This window comes from Phenylobacterium sp., assembly GCF_030681155.1.
In the GTDB taxonomy this organism is placed as follows: Bacteria; Pseudomonadota; Alphaproteobacteria; order Caulobacterales; family Caulobacteraceae; genus Phenylobacterium.
Genome location: NZ_JAUXXE010000069.1, coordinates 69,156 through 94,183, shown reverse-complemented (window position 1 = coordinate 94,183; position 25,028 = coordinate 69,156). Strand labels below are relative to the sequence as shown.

The window sequence follows — 25,028 nt, the reverse complement described above, 5'->3', positions numbered from 1 at the left end:
GGCTCGCGCGCTGGCGGCCGCGGGAGCGAAAGCGCCTAGGGCGTTTGCTGAGCTGCGGGGGCCGGAGCGTCGAACTCCGCCGCGTCCGACGGTTGTCGGGCGTTGTCGGGCGCGGTGGACGCAAGATCATCGGCGCGCCAGCCCCAGGCGGCGAACAGGGCGATAATCGCCAGCAGCGTCGATATGACGAGGATCACGACGATGGGCCGGCCCATGCGTCCTTGTCTCGCGCGCGTCGCATTGATCGGGGTTTCGGATGCGTCGCGATTGATGGGCATGTTGAATCCTCTAGTGGCCGGGGCGCCCCCGCTTTGGAGGCGCCGGGCCGTTCGTCCCGACGTGAACGCCCGAGGGTCAGTGCGGTTCAAGACGGGGACGGCGGTGTCGACGCGCCGATCTCGATCATGCCGGAGAATGGAGGATGTTCGCCCCGTATAACTGCGGAATTGGCAGGGCGCGTCGAAGCTTGTGAGGTGGGCCGGTTCTCAGATGAAGGCGCTCCATGGCCCTGGCCGCCAAACTGCGATGGTTTGTCCCGGCGGCGATATGTTTGATCCTGCTCGCCCTGGCCGCAGCCACTCAACTGGCCGCCCACCAGCTCCGATATGCCGAGGCCCTGGGACCTGTCTGGGGTCAGATCGGATCGGCGCGGGTCTACGCCCCCTGGTCGATCCTGCCCTGGCTGGGTCCTTACGCAGCCGCCTATCCTGCAGTGTTCGATCAGGCCGCGGCGATCGGCATGGCGGTGTTTCTGGGACCGCTGATGTTCAGCCTGGCCCTGACACGCCGGTTCGTGGCCAGACCCAAAGTCTTCGGGGCCGAGGCCTGGGGCGGGCTGGCGGAGGCCCGCATGGCCAGGCTGCTGAACGGCGAAGCCGCCGCCGGGCGCGTGCTCGGGCGGCTCAAGGGCAGGCTGCTGAGCTTTACAGGCGCGGAGCACTGCATCGTGGTCGGGGCGTCGCGCTCAGGCAAGGGGGCGGGACATGTCGTGCCCACCCTGCTGGCGTGGGACCAAAGTCTCTTCGTCTATGATCGCAAGGGCGAGCTGTGGCACATCACGGCCGATCATCGCCACACCTTCTCCCATACCTTCTATTTTGCGCCGACAGATCCCAACACCGCCCGTTGGAACCCGCTGTTCGAGGTGCGCAAAGGTGAGCTGGAGGTCGCCGACATACAGAACATCGTCGGCATCCTGGTCGATCCCCTGGGCAGCCGGAACGGACATCTCGATTTCTTCGATCAGAGCGCCGCCAGCTTCTTCACGGGCGTGATCCTGCACGTGCTCTACACAGCCGCCAACGAGGACAAGAACCTCAGCTTTGTGCGGCGGTTGTTGATCGATATCGAGCCGACCCTGGACGCCATGCTGGGGACCTTGCACCGGCATCGTCCGGATCGCGACGCGCCGGACGGCCTGGCGCGCGACCAATTCGGCGAGCCCATCGCCGAGGTTCATCCGGAAGTCTGGCTCGGCGCGACCGCTTTTCGGGCGATGGAACACCGCGTGCGCTCGAGCGTGCTCGCCACCGCCCAACGATCGCTCGCCCTTTGGGCCGATCCCCTGGTCGCCGAAGCGACCAGCTGGTCGGACTTCTGCATGGGCGATCTGGCCTGCGCGGACGCGCCGGTCAGTTTCTACCTGATCACGCCTCAGGCTCACGCCGATCGCCTGGCCTTCCTGGCCCGGGTGATGTTGCGCCAGAGCCTGGCCAGCCTGATGGAGACCATTGACGCCGACGGCCGCGGGCGGCGTAAGCAACATCGCATCCTCATGATGCTTGATGAGTTCCCGAAACTCGGCAGCCTCCCGTTTCTCGAAAACGCCCTTGGCGAAATGGCCGGCTATGGTCTGTCGGCGCATCTGATCTGTCAGAGCTTCAACGACGTCGTCAGGCACTACGGCCCGCACACCTCGATCTTCGACAACTGTCATGTCACGGCGGCGTTCGCGAGCTCCGAGCCCGGCGGCATCGAACGCATTGTCAAGCGGGCGGGCAAGTCGCTGGAGATGCGGGAGAGCTTCAGCGATCCGCGCCTGGCGTTCGGGAAGGGGACGCGCAGTCGAACCCAGGCCGAGAGCGAGCGCTATGTCTTGGCCGAGCAGGACGTCCGCGGCCTGAACGCCGATCAGCAGTTCCTGTTCGTGAACAACGCCAAGCCGTTCCTTGCCGAGAAGGTTCGGTTCTACGAAGAGCCTGAGTTCGCGGCGCGCACGCGCGACTTCTTCGGCGGCGCCCGCGCAGTGCTCGCGCAATCTCGCGAGACGCTGGATACGCCAGGTCCGCCGCGGATCGACTGGCTCGGGGTGCGGGCGGCCCGGTCCTATGTACCGCCGCTTCGTCCGACCCAGGCCAAGACCGACCAGACGGCGCGGATGGACGTCGCCGACCTTGGCCATAACGACGAGGATGACGGCCTATGACTGGCCGGTCGCTTGAAGCGGCTGACCGAAGACTCCAGGCGCTTCGCCTGGCGATGGGGCCGGTTCTGCGCGCCGCTCTGGCCGATCCGAGAGTGGTCGAGGTGATGGTCAATCCCGATGGCGGCATCTGGATCGAGCGAGCCGGGGAGGGGCGGGGGTTCAGCGGCGAGCATATGGCGCCCGCGGACGCCGAGCGTATTATGAGATTGCTCGCCGACCATGTTGGCGAGGTCGTGAACCGCGACCATCCGCTGGTGAGCGCCACCCTGCCGGAGACCGGTGAGCGCTTTCAGGGCGTCTACATGCCTGTCGCCATGCGCCCGAGTTTTTCAATCCGGAAGCGGCCGGCCTCCGTCTTCACCCTCGCCGACTATGTTCGAGAAGGCGTCATGAGCGAACTCCAGGCCGATATCCTGGCGCGCGCGGCCGGCGAGCGGTGGAACATACTGATCGCCGGAGGCGCCGGCACCGGCAAGACCACCTTGGCGAACGCCATTCTCGCCTTGCCGGCCTATGTGCAGGATCGGGTCATCCTGATCGAAGACACCCCGGAGTTGTGTTGCTCGGCGCTCGATCAGCTTCCCCTGCTCACCAAGCGGTCCGACCCCCCGGTGGCCATGGCCGATCTGGTTCGGGCAAGCCTGCGCTTGCGGCCCGACCGGATCGTTATCGGAGAGGTTCGCGACGGCAGCGCCCTCGATATGCTGAAGGCCTGGAACACCGGCCACCCAGGCGGCCTGGCCACCCTGCACGCCAACAGCGCCCTGGAAGCCCTCTCGCGCCTCGAAGACCTGATCGGGGAGGTGATCGCTCAGATTCCGCGCCGCGCCATTGGCCAGGCGGTCGACCTGATCGCATTCCTGAAACGCACGCCTGGCGGGCGCGTCCTGGAGGCCTTGGTACGTGTCGAAGGTTGGTCAGAGGGCGCCTACCAAGTCCACGACGCGGATTAGGGCGCGGTATTTCTACGGAATTCCATTCGATCATCAGCGACTGTACGCTCACGCCTGGGTGGCGCCTCCGCCCCCGGATCGGCGGTCGAATGGATGCCTTTCCAGTCTCGAGCAACCTGCTCGGAAAATCAGCCTCGGCCTATGGCCATCTTCGACGCGCCATCGCGTTCGGCCAGTTGAGGCCCAGCCGGCGCCTGTCCGCCACGGGCCTGGCGGCGCACTACCGCATCAGCGAAACGCCGGTGCGCGAGGCCTTGGTTCGTCTTTCCGCCGAGGGGTTCCTCACCTGGGAAGCGAGCAAGGGCTACTTCACCAAACCGGTGACGTTGCACGAGCAGGACGATCTTCATGAGGTCATCGCCATCAGCCTCCAAGCCTGTCTGCGGAGCCTGGCGCGCTCGGCCCCCGATATTCTCGACGTCGTCGAACAGCGGGCCGCGCCGGCCTTGTTGGAACCGGCTGACTCGCCTGACATTTCGCGACAGCTGTCGGAATTGATCGCCGAGGTCGGCAGGGCGATCGTCAAGCGGAATGGCAACGCGGTCCTCGACGCGCTGATGTCGATCCTGATGGATCGGACGCAACTGGTCCGCCGCCTGGCCTTGGATACGCCCGAGCAAATCGAAACGGCGCGATTGCGCGTTTCGGGGCTCGCCTCGGCGGTCTTGGCCTTGGACGGGACCACGGCCGCGGCGATCGTGGGTCAGCATCTGGCCGAGCGCCGCCGCGGCTTGCCGGCGCTTATTGAGGCGGCCAGCGCCGTGACCGGCCAGGCGACCTATCCATGAGCCCAGGGCGCCGAGGCCGCTGCTCGGTGCTGTTCGTCCCAGAGCCGCGCGTACAGGCCCCCTGCCTCCAGAAGCGCCCGGTGGTCTCCGCGCTCGACGATCGCGCCCTGGTCGAGGACAAGGATTTCGTCGGCCTGGCGCGCCGCCGCTAGGCGGTGGGTGACGATCAATCTTGTCGCGCCTTCGCCGAGCGCTGCGAGATCTCGCCAGACCGCTTGCTCGGTTACTGGGTCCAGCGAAGCTGTCGCCTCGTCCAGGAGCAGCAAGCGGGCCCGCTTGAAGGCCGCGCGCGCGATCGCCACGCGCTGTCTTTCGCCGCCCGACAGTTTGAGGCCGCGGCTCCCGACGCGGGTCCGCAAGCCTTCGGGAAGCAGAGCCACGAGATCGGAGAGTTGTGCGGCCGCGGCGGCGCCGGCAATCTCCTGCGCTTCGGCGGCGGCCGAGCCCAGGGCGATATTGGCCGCGAGGCTATCGTCGAGCAAAATCGTGTCCTGGGCGACAACAGCGATCTGGTTTCGGAGGTCCTCCAGGGCGAGGGTCGAGATCGGCCGGCCATCGAGCCGGATGACGCCGCCGCTCGGCGTGTAAAGGCCGAGTATCAAGCGGACGAGGGAGGACTTGCCGGCTCCGGACGGGCCGACCACGGCGAGGGTCGCTCCGGCCGACGCACGGAAGCTGACCTCCCGCAGGGCGACCCGCTCGGCGTTGAAGCTGAAGCTGACATTGTCGAATTCCAGGTCGGCCGGCCCCTTCGAAGCCGTCCCAGCCTCGCGCGGTCGCTGCGCCTCGGTGGGTTGGGCCAAAAGATGCGAGAGGCTGGAGAGATAGGCCAGTCCCTGGCCGAGGTCCCTCGCCGCAAAGCCCAGCATTTCGAGAGGCCGCATGAGCTGCAGCAGATAGGCGTTAAGCATTACGACCGCGCCAAGCGAAACCCCGCCCTGAACGGCGTCCCGCGAGACTAGGGCCAGGCCGAGCGCGACGGTGGCCGAGAACACCAGGGCCACGGCCGCCCCATGCTCCAGCCGGCGACGGTGGAACACTCGCCATTGGCCCTCGGCGCGTCCCAGCGCCTCATCGTAGCGCTGGGCGTATGGACCCTAGGCGACGAAGCTCTTCAGGGCTTCGACGTTGATAAGACTGTCGCTGAGGGCCCCCGCCGCCGCGATACTGGCGGCCGAAACGCCCCGGGCCGGCTTGTCCAGCCGCCGGACCCCCACCGCGAACACACCGGTGTAGGCAATCAGAGCCGCGACCAGGATGAGGAGCGTATCCGCACCAAGCTCGGCGCTCACGACGAGACCGGCGACAGCCAGTTGCACGAGGACGGGAAGAAGCGTGACGACCAGATGGGTGAGGATGAGACGTAGACCCAGGACCCCCTCGGCCAGGGTCTGGGCTAGGGCGCCGGGCCTGGCGTCGAGGTGGACGATCAAGGGCAATCTCAGCAGGTGCTCGAAAGCGCTGACATTGAAACGGCGGATGAGCGCCAGCTCGCCGCGACCGTAGCAATAGGCCTGGAGCTGTTCTCCGAGCCGTTGAAGTAGGAGAGCAAGGCCATAGGCGGCCGGTGGCCAAACCATCGTCGCGGCCGGCGTGGAGCCGGAACTGATCGCGTCGACCAGCCGCTTCAGGGCCAAGGGAGCGAGGCCCGCGGCCACGCTCCCTATGCTCACCACGCAGATCGTCGCCGCAAACCAGAAGAGCACGCGGCGATTGCAGGCCCTGCTCACAGCCGCCCACATCGACGCGAACGCCGCGTGGGTCACAGCGCGGGCCAAAGCCGGGCGACGACCATGGCGGCGATCTCTTCGGCGCTGCAGCTCCCGTCGTCATCGATGACCACCTCTGGGGACTCCGGTTCCTCAATGGGCAGGTCGACGCCGGGCACGTTTCGAAGTCGGCCGGCGCGCGCGGCGGCGATCAGACCTTTGGGAAGCCGCCGCGCGAGGACGTCGGGCTCGGCGCGCAGATAGATCTCCCGATAGTCGCCGATGTGGCCGCGGGCCCAGCGCTGGGCTTCGTGAACCAGGGAGACAGTGGCGCAGACCACGTCGGGGCCCTGGCTCGAGAATTCATGGCAGAGCCTGGCGTAAGTCATCGCCATCGCCCGCCGATCGGCGAGGCCAAAGCTGTAGCGCGCGCCCAATATGGGCCGGAGCCGATCGCCGTCGAGGCGCACGACGGGCCTGGCGAGTCCGAGCCGGGCGCTGAGCGTGCGGGCCAGGGTGGATTTGCCGACGCCGGGCAGGCCGGTGATCCAATAGACGGCGCCGCTATGGACTTGTTCGGGCGAGGCGCGCGCCTCGACAAAGCGCCCCATGGGATCATCCTCGGTCGCGAAGCTATACGGAGGCCCAGCAGACCCCGGAGCCGCCCCGACGCGCGAGGTCTATATTCTATTGAGGATCGCCGGCCGCCTCGGCGTCTGGCCCGGTGATCGCGGTCTCGGTGTTGACCGCGGCGCGGGCCATGGCGACCAAAGGTCGCTGGAGGTGGGGCGGCAGGGCGATGAAGGCCGCCATGAGGTCAGGTCCTCCCGGGGCGGCCAGGAATTGCTCCACGCAGTCGCGCCGTCTTGGATCGAGGCGTGCGATGTCGCTGGGATGTGGCAGGCCCTCATAGAGATCGCTGACCCGCACGCGAAGCGCGCCGGCGATGTCGTAGAGCATTGGGACCGTGATCCGGCTGCCGCCAGTCTCGTACTTCTGGAGCTGTTGATGGCTTATGCCAAGGCCGGCGGCCAAGCCCTCCAGGCTTAGCCTCAGGCTTTTCCGGCGACTACGAATCCGCGCACCTACGTGGAGGTCCACGTAATGAGGGCCTTCGCCCCGGGGCCGTCTGGCCATCTGATGTGTTTCCCATGCATGGCCGCGCCCGCCGACGACGAAGCCGGGCGGTTCGATACGTGCGAAGCACCGGGGTGAGCACGCCCCACGTATTCCCGCTCCGAGGCGTGGGTTCGCTTCGGGGCCGGTCTTGTATTTCGCGGGCCGCCCGACAGGTCGGGGAAGAGTCCAGCGCTTCAAAACACGCATTTGCGCGGAAGGTCGACGGTATCGAGCCGCCGTCCTCGACCAAACTATGGCGCCAGGCCGAGGGCTTGTACAGGTGTAAGTGACCGGGGAATCAATCCTCGCTTCTTCAAGCGCCGAGAGATAAGCGAAAAATCCTCCATTAAGGAGAAAAGAGAGGTTGTGATAATCTCATGATCGGAGAAACTTGCCGGATGAGCCCCTTGATATAACTTCAATATTCAAGAGCATTGAACATATATACTAATAGAATGAGCAGAATTGTTGATTGCTCCGCATTGACTGTTCATCGACCCGAGCTGGACCCTGGCGGCTTCGTTTCCTCCGGGCTTCATCATGTCGGCGCTTCAACCCGTCGAGACGGCCGGACTGGTTCCAGCCGATCTCGATCTTCGCTTTCGGCGGCCCCTGATGGGGTACTTCCTCAATCGCGTCGGCGACCGGGCCGAAGCTGAGGATCTGACCCAGCAGACCTTCCTGCGATTACTGGGCGCGGACCGTTCGGACCTCGCCAATCCAGGAGCCTTTGTCTTTCGCGTGGCGGCGAACCTGCTGAAGGATCGTGCGCGTGGCCGGGCGCTGGGGGAGGACCGCCTCCTCAGCCTTGACGACGAGGCCGCGGCGCCCGCGGCGCCCGCCGATCATCTAACGCCTGAAAGAGTGCTTCTAGGCCGTGAGGATCTGGCCCTGGTCATCGAAGGGCTCGATGAGCTCGGCGGCGCGACGCGCGACGCGTTCGTACTCTTCCGCTTCGAGCGGCTCAGTCAAAGAGAGATCGGCGCTCGCATCGGTCTCAGCCAGGGCGCGGTGGAAAAGCGCCTGATGCGCGCGACCTTGCATTTGGCGCGAAAGCTGGGCGCGACCCGATGACCGACCCCGACGAACACGTTCCGCCGGCGGCTCTGGAGGCGGCGGCGGCCTGGCGCCTCGCCCTGACAGAGGCCGGGCTGGAGACTCGTCCCGACTTCGAGGCCTGGCTGAGCACCTCGACTGCGCACGGCGAGGCGTGGAGGCGGGTCCAGTCCGCCTGGGCGGTGATGGAGGGCGTAGCGACCGCCCCGGAACTGTCGGAGGCGCGTCGGCGCGCCCTCACGCGCCGGCCCAGGCGTCCAGCAGCCTCACATCTGCTCGCGGCTGCCGCGGTTCTGGCGCTTGCGGTGTCCGCGAGCTTCTCCGGGTCGGGCCTTGGGTGGCCAGGCGAAGTGGTTTCGACGTCTCGAAGCGAACGGCGGATTTCCCGGCTGGATGACGGCACCCGGGTCACGCTCGACGCCGGCACGGTGATCAGGGTGCGCCTGCACGCGAACCGACGAGATGTGGAGCTTGTCCGCGGACAAGCCCGATTTGACGTCGCCCCAGATCCCCAGCGACCCTTTCGCGTGCGCGCGGGCGACCAGACTGTAACGGCCCTCGGGACGATCTTCACCGTGGATCGTGGTTCTCACTCGGTGGAGGTGACGCTGCTGGAAGGCCGGGTGGCGGTGGCGAGGTCACGCCCTGACGTCGGCGGCGGGCAGGGGACCATGACCGTTCTCGCTCCCGGTCAGAGGCTTCAAGCCGCGCTTGACCGTCCTGCGGCGCCCTCTCGAGTGCGGCGCGTGACGCTGGCGCAGGCGACGGCCTGGGAGAACGGGCGGCTGGTCTTCGACAATGAACCGCTGGTCCATGTGGCCGAACGCGTTAGTCGCTATAGCCCCTATCAGATCGTGGCTCTCGATCCGGCCGTGGCCGGCCTGCGGGTGAGCGGCGTTTTCACGGCCGGCGACGCGGACACCTTCATCGAGGCGGTGAGCGCTTATTTCCCGGTCCAGGCCGACCGCGCGCTGGACGGTTCGGTCATCTTGAAGGGCGCCGAGGAGAAATCGCGCCCGCCTCGCGTCGGAAATCGCCAAGCCCATCGTCTTACCCCCTGACGGCCGGCTTCCGGCCTAGGGAAAAAGGGGGATTGCGATGGTTGGCTCTCGGCGGACGGCTTTCATTTGTACGACGGCTTTGATCGCGGTGGCCGCGGCCGGCTGGTCGGCGCCAGCCTGCGCCGAGGCGCAGACCTTCGCTTTTGACATTCCAGCCAAGCCTCTCTCACAGGCCTTGAACGACTTTGCACGAACGACGGGCGCGCAGTTGGTGTACGCCGATGACAAGGTCGCCGGCCGCACCGCCAATCCCGTCGTCGGGCGTGCTGAGCCGGATGCGGCGCTTGCGCAGCTTCTGCGGGGATCTGGCCTGACTTGGTTGGCGACGCCCAGCGGCGCGATCATGATCCTCTCGAAGGATGAACCGCGCCCCCAGTCGGACGCGGCCGTCGCCGCGGTCCAAGATGAGACCCTGGACGAGGTGGTGGTCACCGGGACGCGTATCGCCGGCGCAGGGCCGGTCGGGTCACAGGCGGTGGTTCTGGACCGCGCCGCGATCGACAGAGCGGGCCGATCGAGCGCCGCCGACCTGATCCAGACCTTGCCCCAGAACGTCTCCCTGGGAAAATCCCAGGAGACCCGTGGCTCGGTGCAGGCCTCGCCGGACAATCTCGGCTTCGCCACCGCTCCGAACCTCAGGGGCCTGGGCGTCGATGCGACCCTCTCCCTCGTCAATGGCCACCGCCTGGCGCAGGCCAACTACGGCGGATTTGTCGACATCTCGCAGATTCCCCTGCTCGCGATCGAGCGTGTGGAGGTCATTGTCGATGGAGCCTCGGCCATCTACGGCTCCGACGCGGTCGGCGGGGTTGTGAACTTCATCCTGCGACAGAATTTCGATGGGGTCGAAGCCAAGGCGCAAGCTGGATTTGGGGATGGCTTCGAGCGCTACAGCCTCAGCACCGCGGCCGGGGCGACCTGGGCGGGCGGCCATGGGTTCCTGGCTGTCGAGTACTTTGAACAAGCTCGCCTCTCGGCCGATGAGCGCAGCTACTACACCGCCGACCTGCGCCGTTTCGGCGGGCCAAATCTGCAAAACCCAAACGCCAGTCCGGGCAACATCTCTGCTGGCGGGGTCACCTACGCTATTCCGCAGGGTCAGAACGGGGTTGGTTTGGCGCCAGGGCGGCTCGTGGTCGGCGCGCCGAACGTCACCGAACGCTGGGCCGGCGCCGACATCTTGCCGCAGACCCGTAAGCTCAGCGCCGCCGGCCTAATATCCCAGGAGCTGACGCCCGGCCTGACCCTCACCCTCGACGGGCTTGCCACTCGGAGAAAATCGATCCGACGGGCCGAGGCGGCGGTGTCGACGCTCACTGTTCCCAGGATCAATCCGTTCTTCGTGAACCCGGATCCGGCGGCCCAAACGACCAGCGTGCTCTACAGTTTCCTGGGAGATTTTGGTCCCCAGGCGACTGGAGGGATGTCCGAAGACGTCACTCTGCACGGGGCCGTCGAGGTCAAACTCCCCGCCCGGTGGAGCGCCGAGCTGGACGGGTTGATCAGCCGCAACAGCGTCTCTTTTCGCAATGACGATCTTCCCAACGCCGCCTTGCTGAACCAGGCCTTGGCCGATCCCAACCCTTCTGCCGCCTTCAACCCGTTCGGCGATGCTGGATCAAATAGCGCCGGGGTCCTTAATCGCATTCGGGGCCGAAGCGATTTCTTCTCGCGCGGCAGCCTCGAGGCTGTGGGCCTGCAGGCGGACGGACCGGTGCTGGCGCTCCCCGCCGGCGACCTGCGGCTCGCCGTCGGCGCGGAGGTGCGGCGCGAAGGCCTGCGCAGTTTCAATGAGCAGTTCACCTCTAGTCTGACGCCTGTCTCTATCAAGGCGAAGCTTTCCAGAACCGTCGAGGCCGCCTTCGCCGAAACCTATGTTCCGATCGTCGGTGAGGCCAACGCCTTGCCGGGGGTGAGCGACTTGCGGCTCTCGGCCGCGCTTCGCGCCGAGCGCTATTCCGGCAGCGGTTCGACGGTGAATCCCAAACTTGGCTTTCAGTGGTCGCCGGCCTCTGACTTGCGGGTCAGCGGAACCTGGGGAACGTCGTTCAAGGCGCCGACGCTGGCCCAGCAGAACACTTCCGGAAACATCATCCTGGTGCGTCAGTACGTCGGCCAGGGCCTTCCCGGAGGCCGGGTGAACGTGATCCAGCTTTCGGGTACGTCGCCGGACCTGGTCCCGGAGAAGGCGGAAACCTGGACCGTTGGTCTTCGATACGCCCCGCGCTGGATCGAAGGGCTCCAGGTCGAGCTCAACTATTTCAACGTCGAGTACCGGGACCGCATCCTACGGGCCACGGCGCAGGAACTTCTCTCGGCCCTGGCCTCCACCGGCCCAAACCCATTGGTGGTGAGCCGCTCGCCGAGTCCAGAGGCGGTCGCCGCCTACTATGCCGATCCAACCTTCAACACCTTCGGCTCGGTTCCAGCCTCGCAGATCTTTGCGGTGATCGACTATCGGCAGAAGAACCTCGGCATCGTCCAACAGTCAGGCTTCGACGTCTCGGCCGCCTATCGGTGGCCAACAAGGCTAGGCGATCTCGGAGCTGAGGTGAATTTCGTCTATCTTGATCGCTACGCCGTGGCGCGCATCGCCACCGACGCTCCTGTTGATCGTCGGAGCTCTAGCAACAATCCGGTCGACTTGACGGGACTGGCGCGGATCACATGGAGCCGGGGAGGGTGGGACGCCGCGCTCACCGCAAACTATGTCGGCGACTATGAAAATACGACGCTTTCGCCGTCCCAGCATGTCGCCTCCTGGACCACTGTCGACGCCCATCTGTCCTACGCCATGGCGGACGCCTCGGGTCCTCTGAAGGGAATTCGCCTGTCGCTAGACGCGCAGAACCTCTTCGGGCGCAATCCGCCGAGCGTCGCCAACGTCGCCGGCCCCCTGGGATATGATTCCGAACTGGCCAGCGCGCTTGGGCGGATCGTCTCCATCTCGATCGACAAGCGTTGGTAGGCGGGCGCGTCATGAAAGCCTCCCTCGCCATGGCGCTCGCGGCCAGTTTCGTCCTGAATTCAGGTGCGAGCGCGGCTATGCCGCACCTCGACGCGTCCAAGCTGAAGATCGAACAGCCCAAGAAATCGGAGCTGCATGACGTCACGGTCGCCGATCTGATGAGTCTGCGTGAGCTGAGCGGTCTCTACGTGTCGCCTGATGGTCGCTCGGCCGCGACCTTGCTCAGGGCTTCTGATGTCGCCGCCGACAGCTACCGGATCGCCTGGTTCATTGTTTCGACCTCGCAGCCAGGCGACGCGATCAATGTCGGCGATGCGGGCGATCCGCAGCTCTTCGACAATAGCGTCAGCCTCGATGGCGCCCCGGCTCGCCATTTCAACCTGCCGGCCCAATGGTCGCCGGACAGCCGCTTTATCGCCTATCTCCGCGCCATGAACGGGGAGGTGCAGGTCTGGCGTAGCGCCCGCGAGGGCGGCGCGCCGATGCAACTGACCCATAGCGGCGCAGATGTCAGCGACTTCGCATGGACGGCTGACGGTCAAGGATTGTTGTTTGCGACAGACGCCTCGCGTGAGGCTCTCGGGGCCGCTGAGCGACAGGAGGCGCGTGACGGTTTTCTTGTTGGGCCGGCCACCCGCTGGTCCTATGAGCACAATCGTCCCTTCCGGCGCCCGTACGCGCTGACAGATGGTGAGCCGAAGATCTGGCGTCTTGATCTGGGGACGGGCGTCGAACGGCCCGCGGACGACGCCGAGCGTCAGGCATATTTGCGCCTGACCGACGCCTCACCCTCTCAATCGGAGGACATCCCTGCGCCTAAGGGCGGCTGGGTCGCCCAGTTGCGTCCCATTGACCCTGATCAGCAGTACAATCGGCCGCCGCGCCGCCTCAGCCTGCTGCGGCCTGGCGCATCGCCACTTCGTTGCGGCGCGCTTTGCCAAGGGGACTTTCCACCAGGGCTCGATGGGCGCGCCTCAGTCTGGTGGCGCGCGGACGGCGGCGCGCTCTACTTCCGTCGGCAAAACGGTCCCAACGAGGCAGGCTTTACGATCTTGGAGTGGCGCCCGGGCCGAACCAAGCCGCGAACGGTTATGTCGTCGCGGGACACGGTTTCGTCCTGCACGCTGCTGGAAGGACGCTTGCTCTGTCTTCGGCAGACGCCTTCCACCCCGCGAATGGTCGTCTCCTATGACCTGCGAACGGGCGCGGCATCGACCCTGTTCGACCCCAATCCGCAATGGTCGTCGGTCAGGCTCGGCGAGACCTCGTGGCTGGATTGGACCGACGAGGAGGGACATCCGACCTACGGCCTGCTCGTGAAGCCCTTGAACTACGTCAAAGGGCGTCGCTACCCGTTGGTGCTGATCGGCTACAATCCTGCCGACGCGCTCCGGGGCGACATCGCTGGCCGTTATCCGGCGCATGTCCTGGCCGCTCAGGGCATGGCGGCGATCGTCTACAATCTCTGGGGGCCCGAGGCCGGCTTTCACGGGCCGGACTATGTCGCCCAGACTTATCGCAACGCGAGCCAGGGCGTGGCCTTTCGACAGTTGGAAGCTGTCATCGACCGTTTGGCGAATGACGGCCTGGTGGATCCCCAACGTGTCGGCGTCGGCGGTTTCAGCAACGGCCTCAACCCCGCGGCCTACGGCCTTATCCACTCAGATCGGTTCCGAGCCGCCTCATTTGGCTGGCTGCGCTGGAACCCCACCAGCTACTACGCAAACCGCGACCCGTTCAGCGTGCTCCTGGAGGATGACGACCTTGTCACGCCAATGGACAAGCCGCCGTCACCGCTCATCCGAAACCTATCTCTTGCTTTCAATGCGGCGCGCGTGCGCGCGCCGATCCTGGTGAACGCGTCGGACTCCGAGTTCCTGCGTTTATCGCAAATGGAGCCGCTCAGGCGTTTCGCCGACGCCGGGAAGCCGCTGGAAATGCATGTTTTCCCTGACGAGACGCACGCTTTCTTTCATCCGGCGCATCGGGACGCCGAAAATCGGCGGAATCTGCAATGGTTTCAGTTCTGGCTTCAGGACGTGGAGGCCCCCGATCCCGTGGACCCAGAGCAGTACGCCCGTTGGCGCAGCTACAGGCCCGTTCCTGTCATCTCGACCCCTGAGGCGGGATCCCAGGAGATGGCCGCTGCGCCGGACTTATCGGGCCGGTGACACGTTCAACAAAGGTCTGCGCCTCGTCGAGCCAGAGCTGCACAATCACGCACCGAACCAGCTCCATGAGCGAGGTGGAGCTGCGCAGCGCCGGAAGGGTCAATCGCGCTTCAAGCTTCGCGCGGTCGAGGACGCCACGGCGAGACATTTCACCGTCGAGGAGGACGCCGCGCAGATACGGCAGGTTGGCCTCCATGGTTCTGACAAAGTGACTCGTCGTGCCGCTCTTGGTCTGGCGGGTGACCACTGTCGCTGGCAGCAGATCGGCGAAGACGTCCCGCTGAAGCTGCCGGCGGACTGTCGTTGGGGCGAAGAGATAGGCCGGCGTGCGCAGCGAAGCTTCGAACATCGGCTGGGAGATAAACGGGTGAATCTCGTCGATGTCCGCGGCCCGGCCGATACGATCATAGTGCCGCTGCAGTTCGATAATCTGGCTGATCTGCAGGAGCTTTGCGGGATGGGCTTGATCTGCAGCTTGGACGAGCCAGGGATGCACGAAGGCCATGGCGTCGCTGGCCTCAGAGGCTTGGAGACTGACAAGGCTGTTCGACCCGTTCATCTGGCGAGAGAGCCGCTGCGCCGCGGATGGACGATCGAAGGCGCGGCTGAGCACCTTGGGCAGTGGTTCACCCGTGAGGCGACTGGCGAAATAGGCGCAGCGGAGCCAACCGAGGAGGTTCCCGGTTTCGCGGAGATAGTCGGTCGCGGAGGCGGCTGGAACCTGGTCGAAGAACAGCTGATCGCCGCCCCGACCGGTTACATAGGCCTGAGCATCGGCGGCGCGCGCCAGCTTGAGCGCCGAACGACCTAGGCCGATCCGCAGAAGCCTTGTCGAAGGTCGGGGCAACAGGTGCTCGGAACGGGTGCGTTCATAGTCGGCGATCTCATGCTCAAGGGAAATTTCGATCAAGCGAGCACCGTGCAAGTGCGCTGAAGCACGCGCAAATTCCCTCTCGTCGCTTTCCGGGTGACCGACAACGGCGTTGAGGCAAACAAGCTCAGGGCGCCGCCGAGCCTGACTCAGCAGACCGACCATGGCTGAAGAGTCGAGCCCGCCCGACAGGTCGAGCGCCAGGCTTGAGTAGCGCGACGTCCAAAGGTCCACCGACATCTCGGCGGCGCGGCGGAGGGCGTGGGCGGCCTCGGGGTAGCTCGGCGAGCGCCCGGTCAGGACATCGGTCGGGCGCCAGACCATGCGCCGCGAGACTTCGCCCTGCGAGAAGGTGATCTCCTGGCCCGGCAAGATCTCTTGCACGCCCGCGAACCCGGTCCGTTCCGCCGGCATGCTCTCGTCCAGCAACATGTGGGTGAGATACGCCCAGTCGATGTCCCAGCCTTCAGTCCGGTATGCGGCCAAGTCCTCAATGTGAGAGCAGACGATGTCGAGGGCCTGGGCGCGCGCCCAATAGGCGGGAATTCTTCCAGAGCAGTCACGCAGCACGGTGACCGATCCCGCCTCGGGCTCGGCCCGAACAGATACAAAGGCGCCCCACGTGGCGGCCACGTCGGCGTAGGTTCGCGCGGGCCTGGCGGTGACACCTAGGAGGCGCCCATCGCAAAGCGCGTGGCCGGCAAGCCGATCATCGGCGCCGCTGCGGGCCCAGATCGTCACCGCTCCGGGCGACGGGAGGACCCGCCAGCCTAACGCTGGGGGTCCAGGCGCCGGAATGCTCTGTGAGCTCCCGGGCAGATGCGGAACGAGGATGACGAAGCGCATCTGGTTCAGATCGCCAGGATGGGTGTGTATTGCCGCACCGCGTCAGCGGGCTCGTTGACGACCGCCTCGTCCAGCTGCGCCCAACGGTGAGCAGCAAATGGCCGAAGTCGCGCGGCAAAGACCAGTCGCGCGCCAAAGCCATAACGGCGCAAGAGCAGGCAGAGCGCAGGGGCGTCCAACCGGCATATGCGGCCGTAATTGAACAGCGGTCGCACCGCGGCGAAACTCGCCACCAGATCTTCGACGCGTGGGCGTCGGCGACGTGAGGATGGGCTGGTCTGCTCTATATGTGTGACCAACTCCGCGAAGGTTCGACGCCGCAGGAGGCGCGAGACTGTCAGCAGGCAGAAAAGCGCGTTGGCCGTCGCATCCAGCGTGCGACGTCCATCGGCGGCGCCCACGCTCGCCGTCGGCATGGTCCAGCATGCCAGAACTTGCGCGGATGAAGCTTGGTCCCGCCTCGCCTGGCGTTCAGACCTAGTCGAGGTCCGAGCCGGATTCGGGACCAGGTAGTAGCGGTCCGCATCGACATCCAGGACCACCAGATCGCCGTCGATCTCGGCGGCATGGCGGCGCAAGTCAGGAGAGTGGGGTTGCGGCATGGCTGGACTCCGCGGGCAGTGGTGCGCGGGCTTGGCCCGCGCACCGTCGGCTCAGTTCACGATTTGATATTCGTTTTCGAACTCGAGAGTTTGGCCGGGCGCGCCGTAGGTTTCTTCCGAGGCTGCGCCTAGATCGATGAACTCAACCATGTCGAGCTCGAGGATGTTGTCTTGGGTCATGATTTCCTCCGATGTCGTTCGGATCTTGGGGCACCTTGCTGAGGTGATGACTGAAGACTAGGACGTCTGCGGAAGGGCGATACGACTATATTCTGTCGCGCTCCTGGCTCGGGCCGCGTGACCTAGTTGCGTGCACCGCTTCGACTGCGCTGGCGCAAGGACAATATTCTGTGGCCGGACGGCCGTCGCGTGTGAAGGCTCTTGCCCGAGGGCGTCGAGGCGATGGTCGAGAGCCGAACCCCGGCCATTTTCGCCGCGCTCGCGCCAGAGGCCCAGCTCAGCCGGGATCGTCTTGCCGAGCCCCTTCTAGACTTCTTCCATCGGCGGCGGCTTCACTTCTCAAAGCTGTGCTGCGAAGGGCGCTCTCTGTCGAGATCCAGACATTTAAACTTGACCATAAGGCGTTATAAAAATTAGCGATTTTGTCCGGAACGCGTTGGGCCGAGCGGGGTTGAAGGAGCCTTACTTCGGAGATCGTGATGCCTCTAGCCACACCGGGCGGGACCAAAGCCAATGTCAGCCCCGCAAATCTGATCGATCAACCGTCTGACGACACCCTCGTATCGCGTGCGGTCACCATCTCGCGCTCGCCTGAAGAGCTCTACCGATTTTGGCGGGATTTCTCGAACCTCGCCCAGATCATGGACGACATCGAGCGTATCGAGGTGATCGATCCGGTCCGCTCTCACTGGGTGGTCAAGGGGCCGGGCGGCAAGGACGTCGAGTGGGACAGCCTCGTGACCGAGGACGTGGCCAATCGGCGCATCGCCTGGAAGGCCGCCGAAGGCGCCGAGATCCAAAACAGTGGTTGGGTGGAGTTCCGCGAAGGCCCGGAGGGGCGCGGAACCGAAGTCCACGCGCTGATCGCCTATGACGCGCCTGGAGGCTTGTTCGGACGACTGATCGCCAAGGCTTTGCAGCATGAGCCCAACACCCAGGCGCGCCGAGAACTGCGCCGCTTCAAGCAGCTGATGGAGACCGGCGAGGTGACCACATCGGAAGGTCCGCGCGGCGGTAAACACGCAAAGAAGGAGTCCTAGCCATGCGCGCGCTGACCTGGCACGGCAAACACGACGTCCGCGTCGAAACGGTGGACGACCCGAAGATTCTCAGGCCGCGGGACATCATCATCAAGGTGACCTCGACGGCGATCTGCGGATCGGACCTGCACATCTATGACAGCTTCATACCTTCCATGCTGCCGGGCGACATCCTGGGGCATGAGTTCATGGGGGAAGTGGTCGAGATCGGATCTGGCGGTTCAAAGGACCTGAAGATCGGTGATCGCGTAGTGGTGCCGTTCAATATCGCCTGCGGCAATTGTCGACCCTGCACGACCGGCCAGTTCTCCGGCTGCGACAATTCCAATCCGGCCGATAAGGCCGACCTGAGCGAGGTCGCCTACGGCCACGCGGTGTCTGGGATATTCGGCTATTCGCACATGACCGGCGGCTATGCCGGCGGCCAGGCTGAATACGTGCGGGTGCCCTATAGCGATGTTGGTCCCATGAAGGTCCCCGAGGGCCTTAGCGACGAGCAGGTGCTGTTCTTGTCCGACATTTTTCCGACCGGCTGGATGGCTGCGGAGAACTGCATGATCGAGGCGGGCGACACCGTGGCGGTATGGGGCTGCGGCCCCGTCGGCCAGTTCGCGATCCGCTCAGCCTTCCTGCAGGGCGCCGCGAAGGTCATCGCTATCGACCATCATGCCAATCGGCTGGCCCTGGCCGCGCAGGCCGGAGCCGAGGTGCTGAACTACCATGATGTGAAGGTCCGCGAGGCGCTGATGGAAATGACCGGCGGACGTGGGCCAGACAGCTGCATCGACGCCGTCGGCATGGAGAGCCACGGCTTCTCGCCGGACAATGTCATCGACGCCGCCAAGGCCGCGGTACGCCTGGCCACCGATCGCACCCATGTGCTGCGCGAGGTCATCATGGCCTGCCGCAAAGGCGGCCATGTCTCGGTGCCCGGCGTCTATGGCGGGATCACCGATAAATTCCCGGTGGGCGCCTTCATGGAGAAAGGCATCACCATGAAGACCGGCCAGACCCACACCCAGAAATACATGACAAAGCTCCTGGGCATGGTCGTGGAGGGAAAGATCGATCCGACCTTCGTCATCAGTCATCGCCTGCCCCTCGAGCAGGCGGCCGAGGGCTACAAAATGTTCAAGGACCAGCAGGACGAGGTCACCAAGGTCGTCCTGAAGACCGATTGGAAAGAGGCCGCATGACGACCAATATCCGTCCGCTCGCCATCGTCACCGGCGCTTCATCGGGAATAGGCTACGAACTGGCGAAACTGGCCACCGAGGACGGCAGCGATTTGTTCATTGCGGACCGGCCGGAAATCGTCGAGGCCGCTCAAGCCCGTGGAACTTCGCCGGCTCCATGGACTTCCTTGAACAGACCGCAGCCCAGCGCCTTCGGCGCGCGGCCGCGAAGATCACAAGGTGAGCAGCCCTGGCCAAGGCGTCCCGCAAACTAAAGGTCTTCCAGGCTCAGTTCGGCTTTTACGACACGGTTGTGGCCGCGCCGAGCAAAGCGGCGGCCCTCCGCGCTTGGGGCGTTCGTCAGAATCTCTTTGCGGACGGTACGGCTCGGCTCACCGACGACAGCCAGGCGGTTGAGGCCGCCTTGGCCCACCCGGAGACCCCGCTGCGCAGAGCCGTGGGGTCTAGCGAACCCTTCGCGCTTGAACCGACCAGTCTGCCGAAGGTGCCGGACCTTCCGAAGCGGCCCGCGGCCAAGCCTGCCGCCAAGTCAAAGCCCGCCGCGCCGGCTAAGCCGCCCGCGGACCGCGCAAAGCTGAATGCGGCGGAGGCCAAGCTTCGCAAGCTGGACGAGGGGCGCAAGGCCGAGGAAGCCGAGTTCCGGCGGCGTGAAGCCGAACTTGAGGCCGCCCGTGAAGCGGCCCAGGCCCGCTATGTTCGTGACCGTAAGGCGGCGACCGCCGCTGTCGTCGCCGCGCGGGGGGCCTATCGCGAGGCCGGAGGCGCTGACTAAGTCTTAGCCGGCTTTGCGAGCCTTGGGCTTGGCCGCTGCGGCCTTTGCAGGCTTGGCTTTCGTCGACTTCGCCGGCGGCTTGTCCTTGCCCGCCAAGCTAGCGCGTAAAGCCTCCATCAGGTCGACGACGTTGGTGTCTTCCGGCTCGGCGACCTTGGCGGGCTTATGACCCTTCTTCTTGTCCTCGATCAGCGCCTTGAGCGCTTCCTCATAGCGATCGACAAACTGGCTGGGATCAAACGGTCCTTCCTGCTGCTCGATAATCTTTTCGGCGATGGCGATCATGGCCGGATCGGCCGCCTTGTCGCTTATGCCGCCAAAGATCTCGTCGGGCTGACGCACCTCGGCGTCGGCGCGGATGGTGTAGGCCAAGATGCCTTTCCCGCGCGGCTCAAGCGCCAAAATCCGCTCGCGCGTCGAGATAACCACTCGGCCTAGGGCGATCTGTCCGGACTTTTCCAGGGCCGTGCGGATCACCCCGAAAGCTTCCTGAGCCAGCTTGCCGTCAGGGGCGAGATAGTAGGGATTATCCCAATAGATCCGGTCGATTTCGTCGGCGGGCACGAAGCGCTCGATCTCGATGGTCTTGGTGCTCTCCAACTTGACCGATTTGATCTCCTCGTCGGTCAGCAGGATGTATTCACCCTTTGCGACCTCATAGCCCTTCACAAGCGACGACCGTTCGATCGGTCCGGTGTCGGGATCCGTGGTGATCATCTTGATCCGATTATTGGTCTTCGGATTGATCAGGTTGAAGTGCACGTCGCCGCCCGCGTTCGTCGCGGTGTAGAGCGCGACCGGGCAAGTGACGAGCGAGAGCTTCAGGTGGCCTTGCCAGGTTGGACGGTACGCCATGTCGAGACCCTCGGGCGGCGCCGCAGCGGCGCGCTCAGACTCGACTCAACGGCGATCAAGCCGATTCGTTCGATCTAGCCGCAGGGGGCGGCGTCACCAGAGTCGAGATCGATCCGGAAGCAATGCTCGCGCCCGTCATCCAGGTCTCGAACGATCACGCTGACTTCATTGTCGGCATCGACCGGGGGATGGAAGTCTTCGACATAGGCCACCGCCGCAGCTTCAAACGAGGCCTCTTCAATAATTCGCGCCTGATGACCGTCAACGTGGCGGGCGTGAACGCGAAACGGGCGGGTCTCTCCGGCGACTTCGGTCATTTGCGGATCTCCTGCAGGGCCAACGCGCCGGCTCCAGAAAGGATTCAGGCGCGGCGTCCGGTCCGATCGGATCGAGTGATCGAAATGTTCGTTGATCAGTCTGACCTGAGTCGGAGCGATCATGGCCCTCACAAAGCTCGCGAAATATCAGCAGATGCGGGACTTCTCGCAGACGGCCGAGCCGTCCGGCGACGAGGCGAAGGTCGTGCCCTCGCGCGCCCTGCGGTTCGTCATCCAAAAGCACGCCGCAAGTCACCTGCACTTCGATCTGCGGCTGGAATACGAAGGTACGTTCCGGTCCTGGGCCGTGCCCAAGGGGCCCTCGCTCGATCCCAAGGATCGCCGGATGGCCATGGAGGTCGAGGATCACCCCCTCGACTACGGCGACTTTGAGGGGACCATCCCGAAAGGACAGTACGGCGGCGGCACAGTGATGCTGTGGGACCGCGGCTACTGGGCGCCGGAAAAAGGCTTTGAGAACATCGGCGACGCCCTGGCGAAGGGCGAGCTCAAGTTCGTGATGGAAGGCGGGCGTATGCACGGGTCCTGGGTCATCGTGCGGATGAAGCCCGACAAACCCGGCAAGGCCAAGAATGCCTGGCTGCTGATCAAGCATCGCGATGAGGGCGCCGCCGAGGACGCCGGTCCGACCGACCAGGATCGCTCCATTGCGTCGGGCCGGACGATGGTCGAGATCGCGAACGGAAAGGGTAAGGCCGCCAAGCCGTTCATGACCGACAAGGGGGCGATGGCTGGGGCCGTCTGGCAGAGCGATCGCGACGACAGCGCCCCGGCCGGCCTGGTCGAACCCGCCAAGACTAAAGCGGGGCGGGCGAAGCCGAAAGCCGTGGCCGCGCTGCCAGCCTTTATCGAACCGCAGCTGACCAAATCCTTGGAGAAGCCGCCATCCGGTCCGGGCTGGGCCCACGAGATCAAATTCGACGGCTATCGGATGCAGCTGCGCACCGTGGGCGGCGCGGCCACGCTGCTCACCCGCAAGGGGCTCGACTGGTCCACCAAATTCACGGAAATCGTCACCGCGGGCGCAGGCCTGCCCGATGGGATCGTCGATGGCGAGGTGGTGGCGCTCGATCACACCGGCGCGCCGAACTTCGCGGCCCTCCAGGCCGCGATCTCCGAAGGCAAGACCAGGGATCTGGTGTTCTTCGTCTTCGACCGGATGTTCCTGGGTCTGAAGGACTTGCGCCCATTGCCGATGGTGGAGCGCAAGGAGCAGCTGCAGGCCAGTTTGGACGGCGCGCCGGCGAACATCCGTTTCGTCGATCACTTCATCACCGCCGGCGATGCGGTCTTGCAATCAGCCTGCCGGATGGACTTGGAGGGGATCATCTCCAAGCGCCTCGACGCGCCCTATCAGTCGGGGCGAAGCGAGAGCTGGACCAAGTCGAAGTGCCGTCAGGGGCACGAGGTGGTCATCGGCGGCTGGACCACGACGGGAGACGCCTTCCGATCGCTGATCGCCGGCGTCTATCGCGACGGGCAGTTGGTCCATGTCGGGCGGATCGGGACCGGCTTTGGCCGCAATGTCGTCACCCAGATCATGCCGCGGCTCAAGGCGCTGGAAACCGACGTCAGCCCCTTCAAAGGCAAGGGCGCGCCAAGGAGGGCCGCGGGCGTTCACTGGGTGCGACCCGAATTGGTCGCCGAGATCCAATATGCCGGCTTCACCGGCGACGGGTCGATCCGGCAGGCCTCGTTCAAGGGATTGAGGGAGGATAAACCTGCCGGCGACGTCGAGGCCGAAACCCCGGCGCCGGTGGGCCAAACCGATCTGAGCGATCCGGGTCTGCTGACCGTGCGCGCCACGCGCGTCACCCCGCGCGGTTCGACGCCCGTCATGGGGATCACCATTTCGAACTCGGACAAGGCGCTTTGGCCCGACGCCGACGACGGCAAGCTCGTCACCAAGCTGGAGCTTGCGCGATACTATGAAACGGTCGGCGCCTGGATGCTGCCCCATGTGAAGGGGCGTCCCTGTTCAATGATCCGCATGCCCGATGGGATCAACGGCGCCCAGAAGTTCTTCCAGCGACACTCGGCCAAGGGGCAATCGGCCCTAATCACCGAGGTGGAGGTTTGGGGCGACCGCAAACCCTATATTCAGTTCGATCGCGTGGAGGCGCTCGTCGCCGCGGCCCAGACCGGGGCGCTCGAACTCCACCCCTGGAATTGCGAACCTTTCGAGCCGGAGCAACCAGGACGGCTGGTCTTTGACCTCGATCCCGCGCCCGATGTCCCATTCGAGATGGTGATCGAAGGCGCGCGTGAAATCCGCGACCGCTTGGAGGATCTCGGTCTCGTCAGCTTCTGCAAGACGACCGGCGGCAAGGGTCTGCATGTGGTCACGCCTCTCAAGGCGAAAGGCGTCGATTGGGACACGGCCAAGGGGTTTGCGCGCGACGTCTGCAAGGTCATGGCCGCCGAGTCCCCTGATCGGTACCTCATCAGCATGGCTAAGAAGGATAGGACGGGCCGGATCTTCCTGGACTATTTGCGCAATGACCGCATGGCGACCGCGGTGGCTCCGCTGTCGCCCCGCGGCCGGCCTGGAGCGCCGGTTTCGATGCCGGTGAACTGGAGCCAGGTGAAGAAGGGCCTCGATCCGGCCAGGTTCACGCTGCGCACCGTTCCCGCGCTGGTCGCGAAAATGACCGCCTGGGAGGATTATTGCGAAGGCGAGCGTTCCCTTGCGCCGGCGATCAAGCGTCTGGGCAAGGTCTAGGGCCGCCGTGCCCTCCACCGTCATCGGCGCCTTCGCCTGTGATCCAGCGAGCCGCACATTGACGGTCACCTTCAGGAGCGGGCGCAGGTACCGCTATCATCAGGTCCCAGCTGAAACCTACCAGGCCATGCGCGCATCGTTCTCCAAGGGCGCGTTCTTCAATCGTCATGTCCGCGATCAGTTTCATTTCACCGAGGACCCGCCGATTCCAGGCCTCGAAACATGAACCTCATGCGCCAGGAAACGTTCGACTTCCAGCAGCAAGGGAGAGCGCAATGCCTGCTAAATCCGCAGCACAGCAGAAGGCCGCTGGCGCGGCCCTCTCAGCGAAACGCGGCGAGACGCCAAAGAGCAAGCTCAAGGGTGCGTCCAAGCAGATGGCGCAGTCGATGAGCGAAAAGCAGCTGGAAGAGTTCGCCCACACCAAGCGCAAGGGCAAGCCTGAGCACGTCGCGCGATAGACCATCGCCAAGGTGCGGATCGCCAGCTTCAACATCAACAACGTCAATAAGCGGCTGGCCAATCTGCTGTCCTGGCTTGAGGCGGAGCGTCCTGACGTCGTGTGTCTGCAAGAGCTGAAGTGCGCGCAGGACGCTTTTCCGATCGAGGCGATCAAGGGCGCCGGCTACGGAGCGGTCTGGCGCGGCCAGAGCAGCTGGAACGGCGTGGCGATCCTGGCTCTGGGTGCAGAGCCGGTCCTGACCCGCCGGCGACTGCCCGGCGATCTGGCGGACGACCAGGCGCGGTATATCGAGGCGGCGGTGAACGGCGTACTGGTCGCCTCTCTCTATCTGCCGAACGGCAATCCGCAGCCGGGCCCAAAATTCGCCTACAAGCTCGCCTGGTTCGATCGGCTGATCGCCCATGCCGGCGAGCTTGCCCAAGCTGGCGTTCCGACGGTGCTGGCGGGCGATTACAATGTCGTCCCGACCGAAGCTGACATCTATCCCGGACACCGTGAGCAGACGAACGCGCTTCTGCAGCCCGAGGTCCGGGCTGCCTACCAGCGGCTGCTGGAAGACGGCTGGACGGACGCCCTGAGAACGCTGCAACCCGAAGGACCTCTATGGACCTTCTGGTCCTATCTGCGTCATCGCTGGCCGAACGACAAAGGCATGCGGCTGGATCATTTTCTTCTCAGTCCCGCATTGACGCCCCGGCTCGTGGGCGGCGGAGTTGGTCGAGAGGTGCGTGGGGAGGCCGGGGCGAGCGATCACGCCCCGGTGTGGATCGAATTGGAATCGGTCGCCCGGCGTCGTCCTTCGACGCGGGAAGCTTCGCCACTGTATGGGAATAGCGAGGCCCGTGCGCGCCGGAGGTCACGTGGGGCCAAGCCCGCGCGACGGTAATCGCCGG

24 protein-coding genes are annotated in these 25,028 nt (G+C 65.1%); 14 read left to right on the top strand and 10 right to left on the bottom strand.

Annotated features, from left to right (window positions below):
* Positions 1 to 35: 35 nt before the first annotated feature.
* On the bottom strand, positions 36 to 278 hold the full coding sequence (locus Q8M13_RS18315) for a hypothetical protein (RefSeq protein WP_305301592.1): 243 nt from the start codon (positions 276 to 278) through the stop codon (positions 36 to 38).
* A gap of 224 nt (positions 279 to 502) precedes the next feature.
* Between Q8M13_RS18315 and Q8M13_RS18310 the strand changes: the two genes are divergently transcribed.
* From Q8M13_RS18310 to Q8M13_RS18300, 3 genes are all read left to right on the top strand, one after another.
* Entirely contained in the window at positions 503 to 2,425 is a 1,923-nt protein-coding gene (locus Q8M13_RS18310; protein ID WP_305301591.1) for a type IV secretory system conjugative DNA transfer family protein, read from the top strand.
* On the top strand, positions 2,422 to 3,378 hold the full coding sequence (gene trbB, locus Q8M13_RS18305) for a P-type conjugative transfer ATPase TrbB (RefSeq protein WP_305301589.1): 957 nt from the start codon (positions 2,422 to 2,424) through the stop codon (positions 3,376 to 3,378). The genes Q8M13_RS18310 and trbB overlap by 4 nt, the downstream gene beginning before the upstream one ends.
* Positions 3,379 to 3,467: 89 nt before the next feature.
* Positions 3,468 to 4,166 (top strand): GntR family transcriptional regulator, encoded by a 699-nt coding sequence (locus Q8M13_RS18300; protein WP_305301588.1) that lies wholly within the window; start codon positions 3,468 to 3,470, stop codon positions 4,164 to 4,166.
* Here the strand turns inward: Q8M13_RS18300 and Q8M13_RS18295 are convergent.
* The 4 genes from Q8M13_RS18295 to Q8M13_RS18280 all read right to left on the bottom strand — a co-directional run bounded on the left by Q8M13_RS18295 (position 4,157) and on the right by Q8M13_RS18280 (position 7,012).
* Positions 4,157 to 5,206, bottom strand: coding sequence for an ABC transporter ATP-binding protein (locus Q8M13_RS18295; RefSeq protein ID WP_305301586.1), 1,050 nt, complete (start codon positions 5,204 to 5,206; stop codon positions 4,157 to 4,159). The genes Q8M13_RS18300 and Q8M13_RS18295 overlap by 10 nt on opposite strands.
* Positions 5,207 to 5,263: 57 nt before the next feature.
* A complete protein-coding gene (locus Q8M13_RS18290) occupies positions 5,264 to 5,908 on the bottom strand; it encodes an ABC transporter transmembrane domain-containing protein (protein WP_305301585.1) in 645 nt (214 codons plus the stop codon).
* Positions 5,909 to 5,928: 20 nt separating this feature from the next.
* Positions 5,929 to 6,486: an adenylyl-sulfate kinase gene (locus Q8M13_RS18285; RefSeq protein ID WP_305301584.1), complete on the bottom strand. Its 558-nt coding sequence runs from the start codon at positions 6,484 to 6,486 to the stop codon at positions 5,929 to 5,931.
* A 76-nt stretch (positions 6,487 to 6,562) separates the two neighbouring features.
* Positions 6,563 to 7,012, bottom strand: a complete 450-nt coding sequence (locus Q8M13_RS18280; RefSeq protein ID WP_305301582.1) for a helix-turn-helix domain-containing protein — start codon at positions 7,010 to 7,012, stop codon at positions 6,563 to 6,565.
* A gap of 522 nt (positions 7,013 to 7,534) precedes the next feature.
* Between Q8M13_RS18280 and Q8M13_RS18275 the strand changes: the two genes are divergently transcribed.
* From Q8M13_RS18275 to Q8M13_RS18260, 4 genes are read left to right on the top strand one after another with little or no spacing between them, the layout of a single operon-like run.
* Complete coding sequence (locus tag Q8M13_RS18275) at positions 7,535 to 8,068, top strand: RNA polymerase sigma factor (protein ID WP_305301581.1); 534 nt, start codon at positions 7,535 to 7,537, stop codon at positions 8,066 to 8,068.
* Entirely contained in the window at positions 8,065 to 9,111 is a 1,047-nt protein-coding gene (locus tag Q8M13_RS18270; protein ID WP_305301580.1) for a FecR family protein, read from the top strand. Before Q8M13_RS18275 ends, Q8M13_RS18270 begins: the two co-directional genes overlap by 4 nt.
* Before the next feature lie 37 nt (positions 9,112 to 9,148).
* Entirely contained in the window at positions 9,149 to 12,079 is a 2,931-nt protein-coding gene (locus Q8M13_RS18265) for a TonB-dependent receptor (protein WP_305301579.1), read from the top strand.
* An 11-nt stretch (positions 12,080 to 12,090) separates the two neighbouring features.
* Entirely contained in the window at positions 12,091 to 14,250 is a 2,160-nt protein-coding gene (locus tag Q8M13_RS18260; protein WP_305301577.1) for an Atxe2 family lasso peptide isopeptidase, read from the top strand.
* On the opposite strand, the gene Q8M13_RS18255 is transcribed toward Q8M13_RS18260, so the two are convergent.
* From Q8M13_RS18255 to Q8M13_RS18245, 3 genes are all read right to left on the bottom strand, one after another.
* On the bottom strand, positions 14,186 to 15,862 hold the full coding sequence (locus tag Q8M13_RS18255; RefSeq protein WP_305301575.1) for an asparagine synthase-related protein: 1,677 nt from the start codon (positions 15,860 to 15,862) through the stop codon (positions 14,186 to 14,188). The genes Q8M13_RS18260 and Q8M13_RS18255 overlap by 65 nt on opposite strands.
* Before the next feature lie 110 nt (positions 15,863 to 15,972).
* The gene (locus tag Q8M13_RS18250) at positions 15,973 to 16,569 is read right to left on the bottom strand and encodes a lasso peptide biosynthesis B2 protein (RefSeq protein ID WP_305301573.1); all 597 of its coding nucleotides are present in this window, start codon (positions 16,567 to 16,569) and stop codon (positions 15,973 to 15,975) included.
* 51 nt (positions 16,570 to 16,620) lie between these two features.
* The gene (locus Q8M13_RS18245; protein ID WP_305301572.1) at positions 16,621 to 16,749 is read right to left on the bottom strand and encodes a hypothetical protein; all 129 of its coding nucleotides are present in this window, start codon (positions 16,747 to 16,749) and stop codon (positions 16,621 to 16,623) included.
* A gap of 479 nt (positions 16,750 to 17,228) precedes the next feature.
* Between Q8M13_RS18245 and Q8M13_RS18240 the strand changes: the two genes are divergently transcribed.
* The 3 genes from Q8M13_RS18240 (at position 17,229) to Q8M13_RS18230 (ending at position 19,757) form a co-directional block, all read left to right on the top strand.
* On the top strand, positions 17,229 to 17,789 hold the full coding sequence (locus Q8M13_RS18240; RefSeq protein ID WP_305301570.1) for an SRPBCC family protein: 561 nt from the start codon (positions 17,229 to 17,231) through the stop codon (positions 17,787 to 17,789).
* A gap of 2 nt (positions 17,790 to 17,791) precedes the next feature.
* Entirely contained in the window at positions 17,792 to 18,985 is a 1,194-nt protein-coding gene (locus tag Q8M13_RS18235; RefSeq protein ID WP_305301569.1) for a zinc-dependent alcohol dehydrogenase, read from the top strand.
* Between the two features lie 292 nt (positions 18,986 to 19,277).
* Positions 19,278 to 19,757, top strand: coding sequence for a hypothetical protein (locus Q8M13_RS18230; protein ID WP_305301568.1), 480 nt, complete (start codon positions 19,278 to 19,280; stop codon positions 19,755 to 19,757).
* A 3-nt stretch (positions 19,758 to 19,760) separates the two neighbouring features.
* On the opposite strand, the gene Q8M13_RS18225 is transcribed toward Q8M13_RS18230, so the two are convergent.
* Both Q8M13_RS18225 and Q8M13_RS18220 read right to left on the bottom strand, forming a co-directional pair.
* A complete protein-coding gene (locus Q8M13_RS18225; RefSeq protein WP_305301566.1) occupies positions 19,761 to 20,612 on the bottom strand; it encodes a Ku protein in 852 nt (283 codons plus the stop codon).
* Positions 20,613 to 20,686: 74 nt separating this feature from the next.
* A complete protein-coding gene (locus Q8M13_RS18220; protein ID WP_305301564.1) occupies positions 20,687 to 20,929 on the bottom strand; it encodes a DUF5961 family protein in 243 nt (80 codons plus the stop codon).
* 121 nt (positions 20,930 to 21,050) lie between these two features.
* Here Q8M13_RS18220 and ligD point away from each other — a divergent pair, with 121 nt between their 5' ends.
* Genes ligD through Q8M13_RS18200 form a run of 4 tightly spaced genes read left to right on the top strand, consistent with a single transcriptional unit; the run spans position 21,051 to position 25,021 of the window.
* Positions 21,051 to 23,672, top strand: a complete 2,622-nt coding sequence (gene ligD / locus Q8M13_RS18215) for a DNA ligase D (protein WP_305301563.1) — start codon at positions 21,051 to 21,053, stop codon at positions 23,670 to 23,672.
* 7 nt (positions 23,673 to 23,679) lie between these two features.
* A complete protein-coding gene (locus tag Q8M13_RS18210) occupies positions 23,680 to 23,898 on the top strand; it encodes a KTSC domain-containing protein (protein WP_305301562.1) in 219 nt (72 codons plus the stop codon).
* 49 nt (positions 23,899 to 23,947) lie between these two features.
* Positions 23,948 to 24,133, top strand: a complete 186-nt coding sequence (locus Q8M13_RS18205; RefSeq protein ID WP_305301561.1) for a DUF3008 family protein — start codon at positions 23,948 to 23,950, stop codon at positions 24,131 to 24,133.
* A 12-nt stretch (positions 24,134 to 24,145) separates the two neighbouring features.
* On the top strand, positions 24,146 to 25,021 hold the full coding sequence (locus Q8M13_RS18200; RefSeq protein WP_305301560.1) for an exodeoxyribonuclease III: 876 nt from the start codon (positions 24,146 to 24,148) through the stop codon (positions 25,019 to 25,021).
* The last annotated feature ends 7 nt before the right edge of the window (positions 25,022 to 25,028 follow it).

What these genes read in the sequence shown, in the direction of transcription:
- Q8M13_RS18315 (WP_305301592.1), bottom strand. Translation starts at nt 278, where the DNA reads ATGCCCATCAATCGCGACGCATCCGAAACCCCGATCAATGCGACGCGC.
- Q8M13_RS18310 (WP_305301591.1), top strand. Translation starts at nt 503, where the DNA reads ATGGCCCTGGCCGCCAAACTGCGATGGTTTGTCCCGGCGGCGATATGT.
- trbB (WP_305301589.1), top strand. Translation starts at nt 2,422, where the DNA reads ATGACTGGCCGGTCGCTTGAAGCGGCTGACCGAAGACTCCAGGCGCTT.
- Q8M13_RS18300 (WP_305301588.1), top strand. Translation starts at nt 3,468, where the DNA reads ATGGATGCCTTTCCAGTCTCGAGCAACCTGCTCGGAAAATCAGCCTCG.
- Q8M13_RS18290 (WP_305301585.1), bottom strand. Translation starts at nt 5,908, where the DNA reads ATGTGGGCGGCTGTGAGCAGGGCCTGCAATCGCCGCGTGCTCTTCTGG.
- Q8M13_RS18285 (WP_305301584.1), bottom strand. Translation starts at nt 6,486, where the DNA reads ATGGGGCGCTTTGTCGAGGCGCGCGCCTCGCCCGAACAAGTCCATAGC.
- Q8M13_RS18280 (WP_305301582.1), bottom strand. Translation starts at nt 7,012, where the DNA reads ATGGCCAGACGGCCCCGGGGCGAAGGCCCTCATTACGTGGACCTCCAC.
- Q8M13_RS18275 (WP_305301581.1), top strand. Translation starts at nt 7,535, where the DNA reads ATGTCGGCGCTTCAACCCGTCGAGACGGCCGGACTGGTTCCAGCCGAT.
- Q8M13_RS18270 (WP_305301580.1), top strand. Translation starts at nt 8,065, where the DNA reads ATGACCGACCCCGACGAACACGTTCCGCCGGCGGCTCTGGAGGCGGCG.
- Q8M13_RS18265 (WP_305301579.1), top strand. Translation starts at nt 9,149, where the DNA reads ATGGTTGGCTCTCGGCGGACGGCTTTCATTTGTACGACGGCTTTGATC.
- Q8M13_RS18260 (WP_305301577.1), top strand. Translation starts at nt 12,091, where the DNA reads ATGAAAGCCTCCCTCGCCATGGCGCTCGCGGCCAGTTTCGTCCTGAAT.
- Q8M13_RS18250 (WP_305301573.1), bottom strand. Translation starts at nt 16,569, where the DNA reads ATGCCGCAACCCCACTCTCCTGACTTGCGCCGCCATGCCGCCGAGATC.
- Q8M13_RS18245 (WP_305301572.1), bottom strand. Translation starts at nt 16,749, where the DNA reads ATGACCCAAGACAACATCCTCGAGCTCGACATGGTTGAGTTCATCGAT.
- Q8M13_RS18240 (WP_305301570.1), top strand. Translation starts at nt 17,229, where the DNA reads ATGCCTCTAGCCACACCGGGCGGGACCAAAGCCAATGTCAGCCCCGCA.
- Q8M13_RS18235 (WP_305301569.1), top strand. Translation starts at nt 17,792, where the DNA reads ATGCGCGCGCTGACCTGGCACGGCAAACACGACGTCCGCGTCGAAACG.
- Q8M13_RS18225 (WP_305301566.1), bottom strand. Translation starts at nt 20,612, where the DNA reads ATGGCGTACCGTCCAACCTGGCAAGGCCACCTGAAGCTCTCGCTCGTC.
- Q8M13_RS18220 (WP_305301564.1), bottom strand. Translation starts at nt 20,929, where the DNA reads ATGACCGAAGTCGCCGGAGAGACCCGCCCGTTTCGCGTTCACGCCCGC.
- ligD (WP_305301563.1), top strand. Translation starts at nt 21,051, where the DNA reads ATGGCCCTCACAAAGCTCGCGAAATATCAGCAGATGCGGGACTTCTCG.
- Q8M13_RS18205 (WP_305301561.1), top strand. Translation starts at nt 23,948, where the DNA reads ATGCCTGCTAAATCCGCAGCACAGCAGAAGGCCGCTGGCGCGGCCCTC.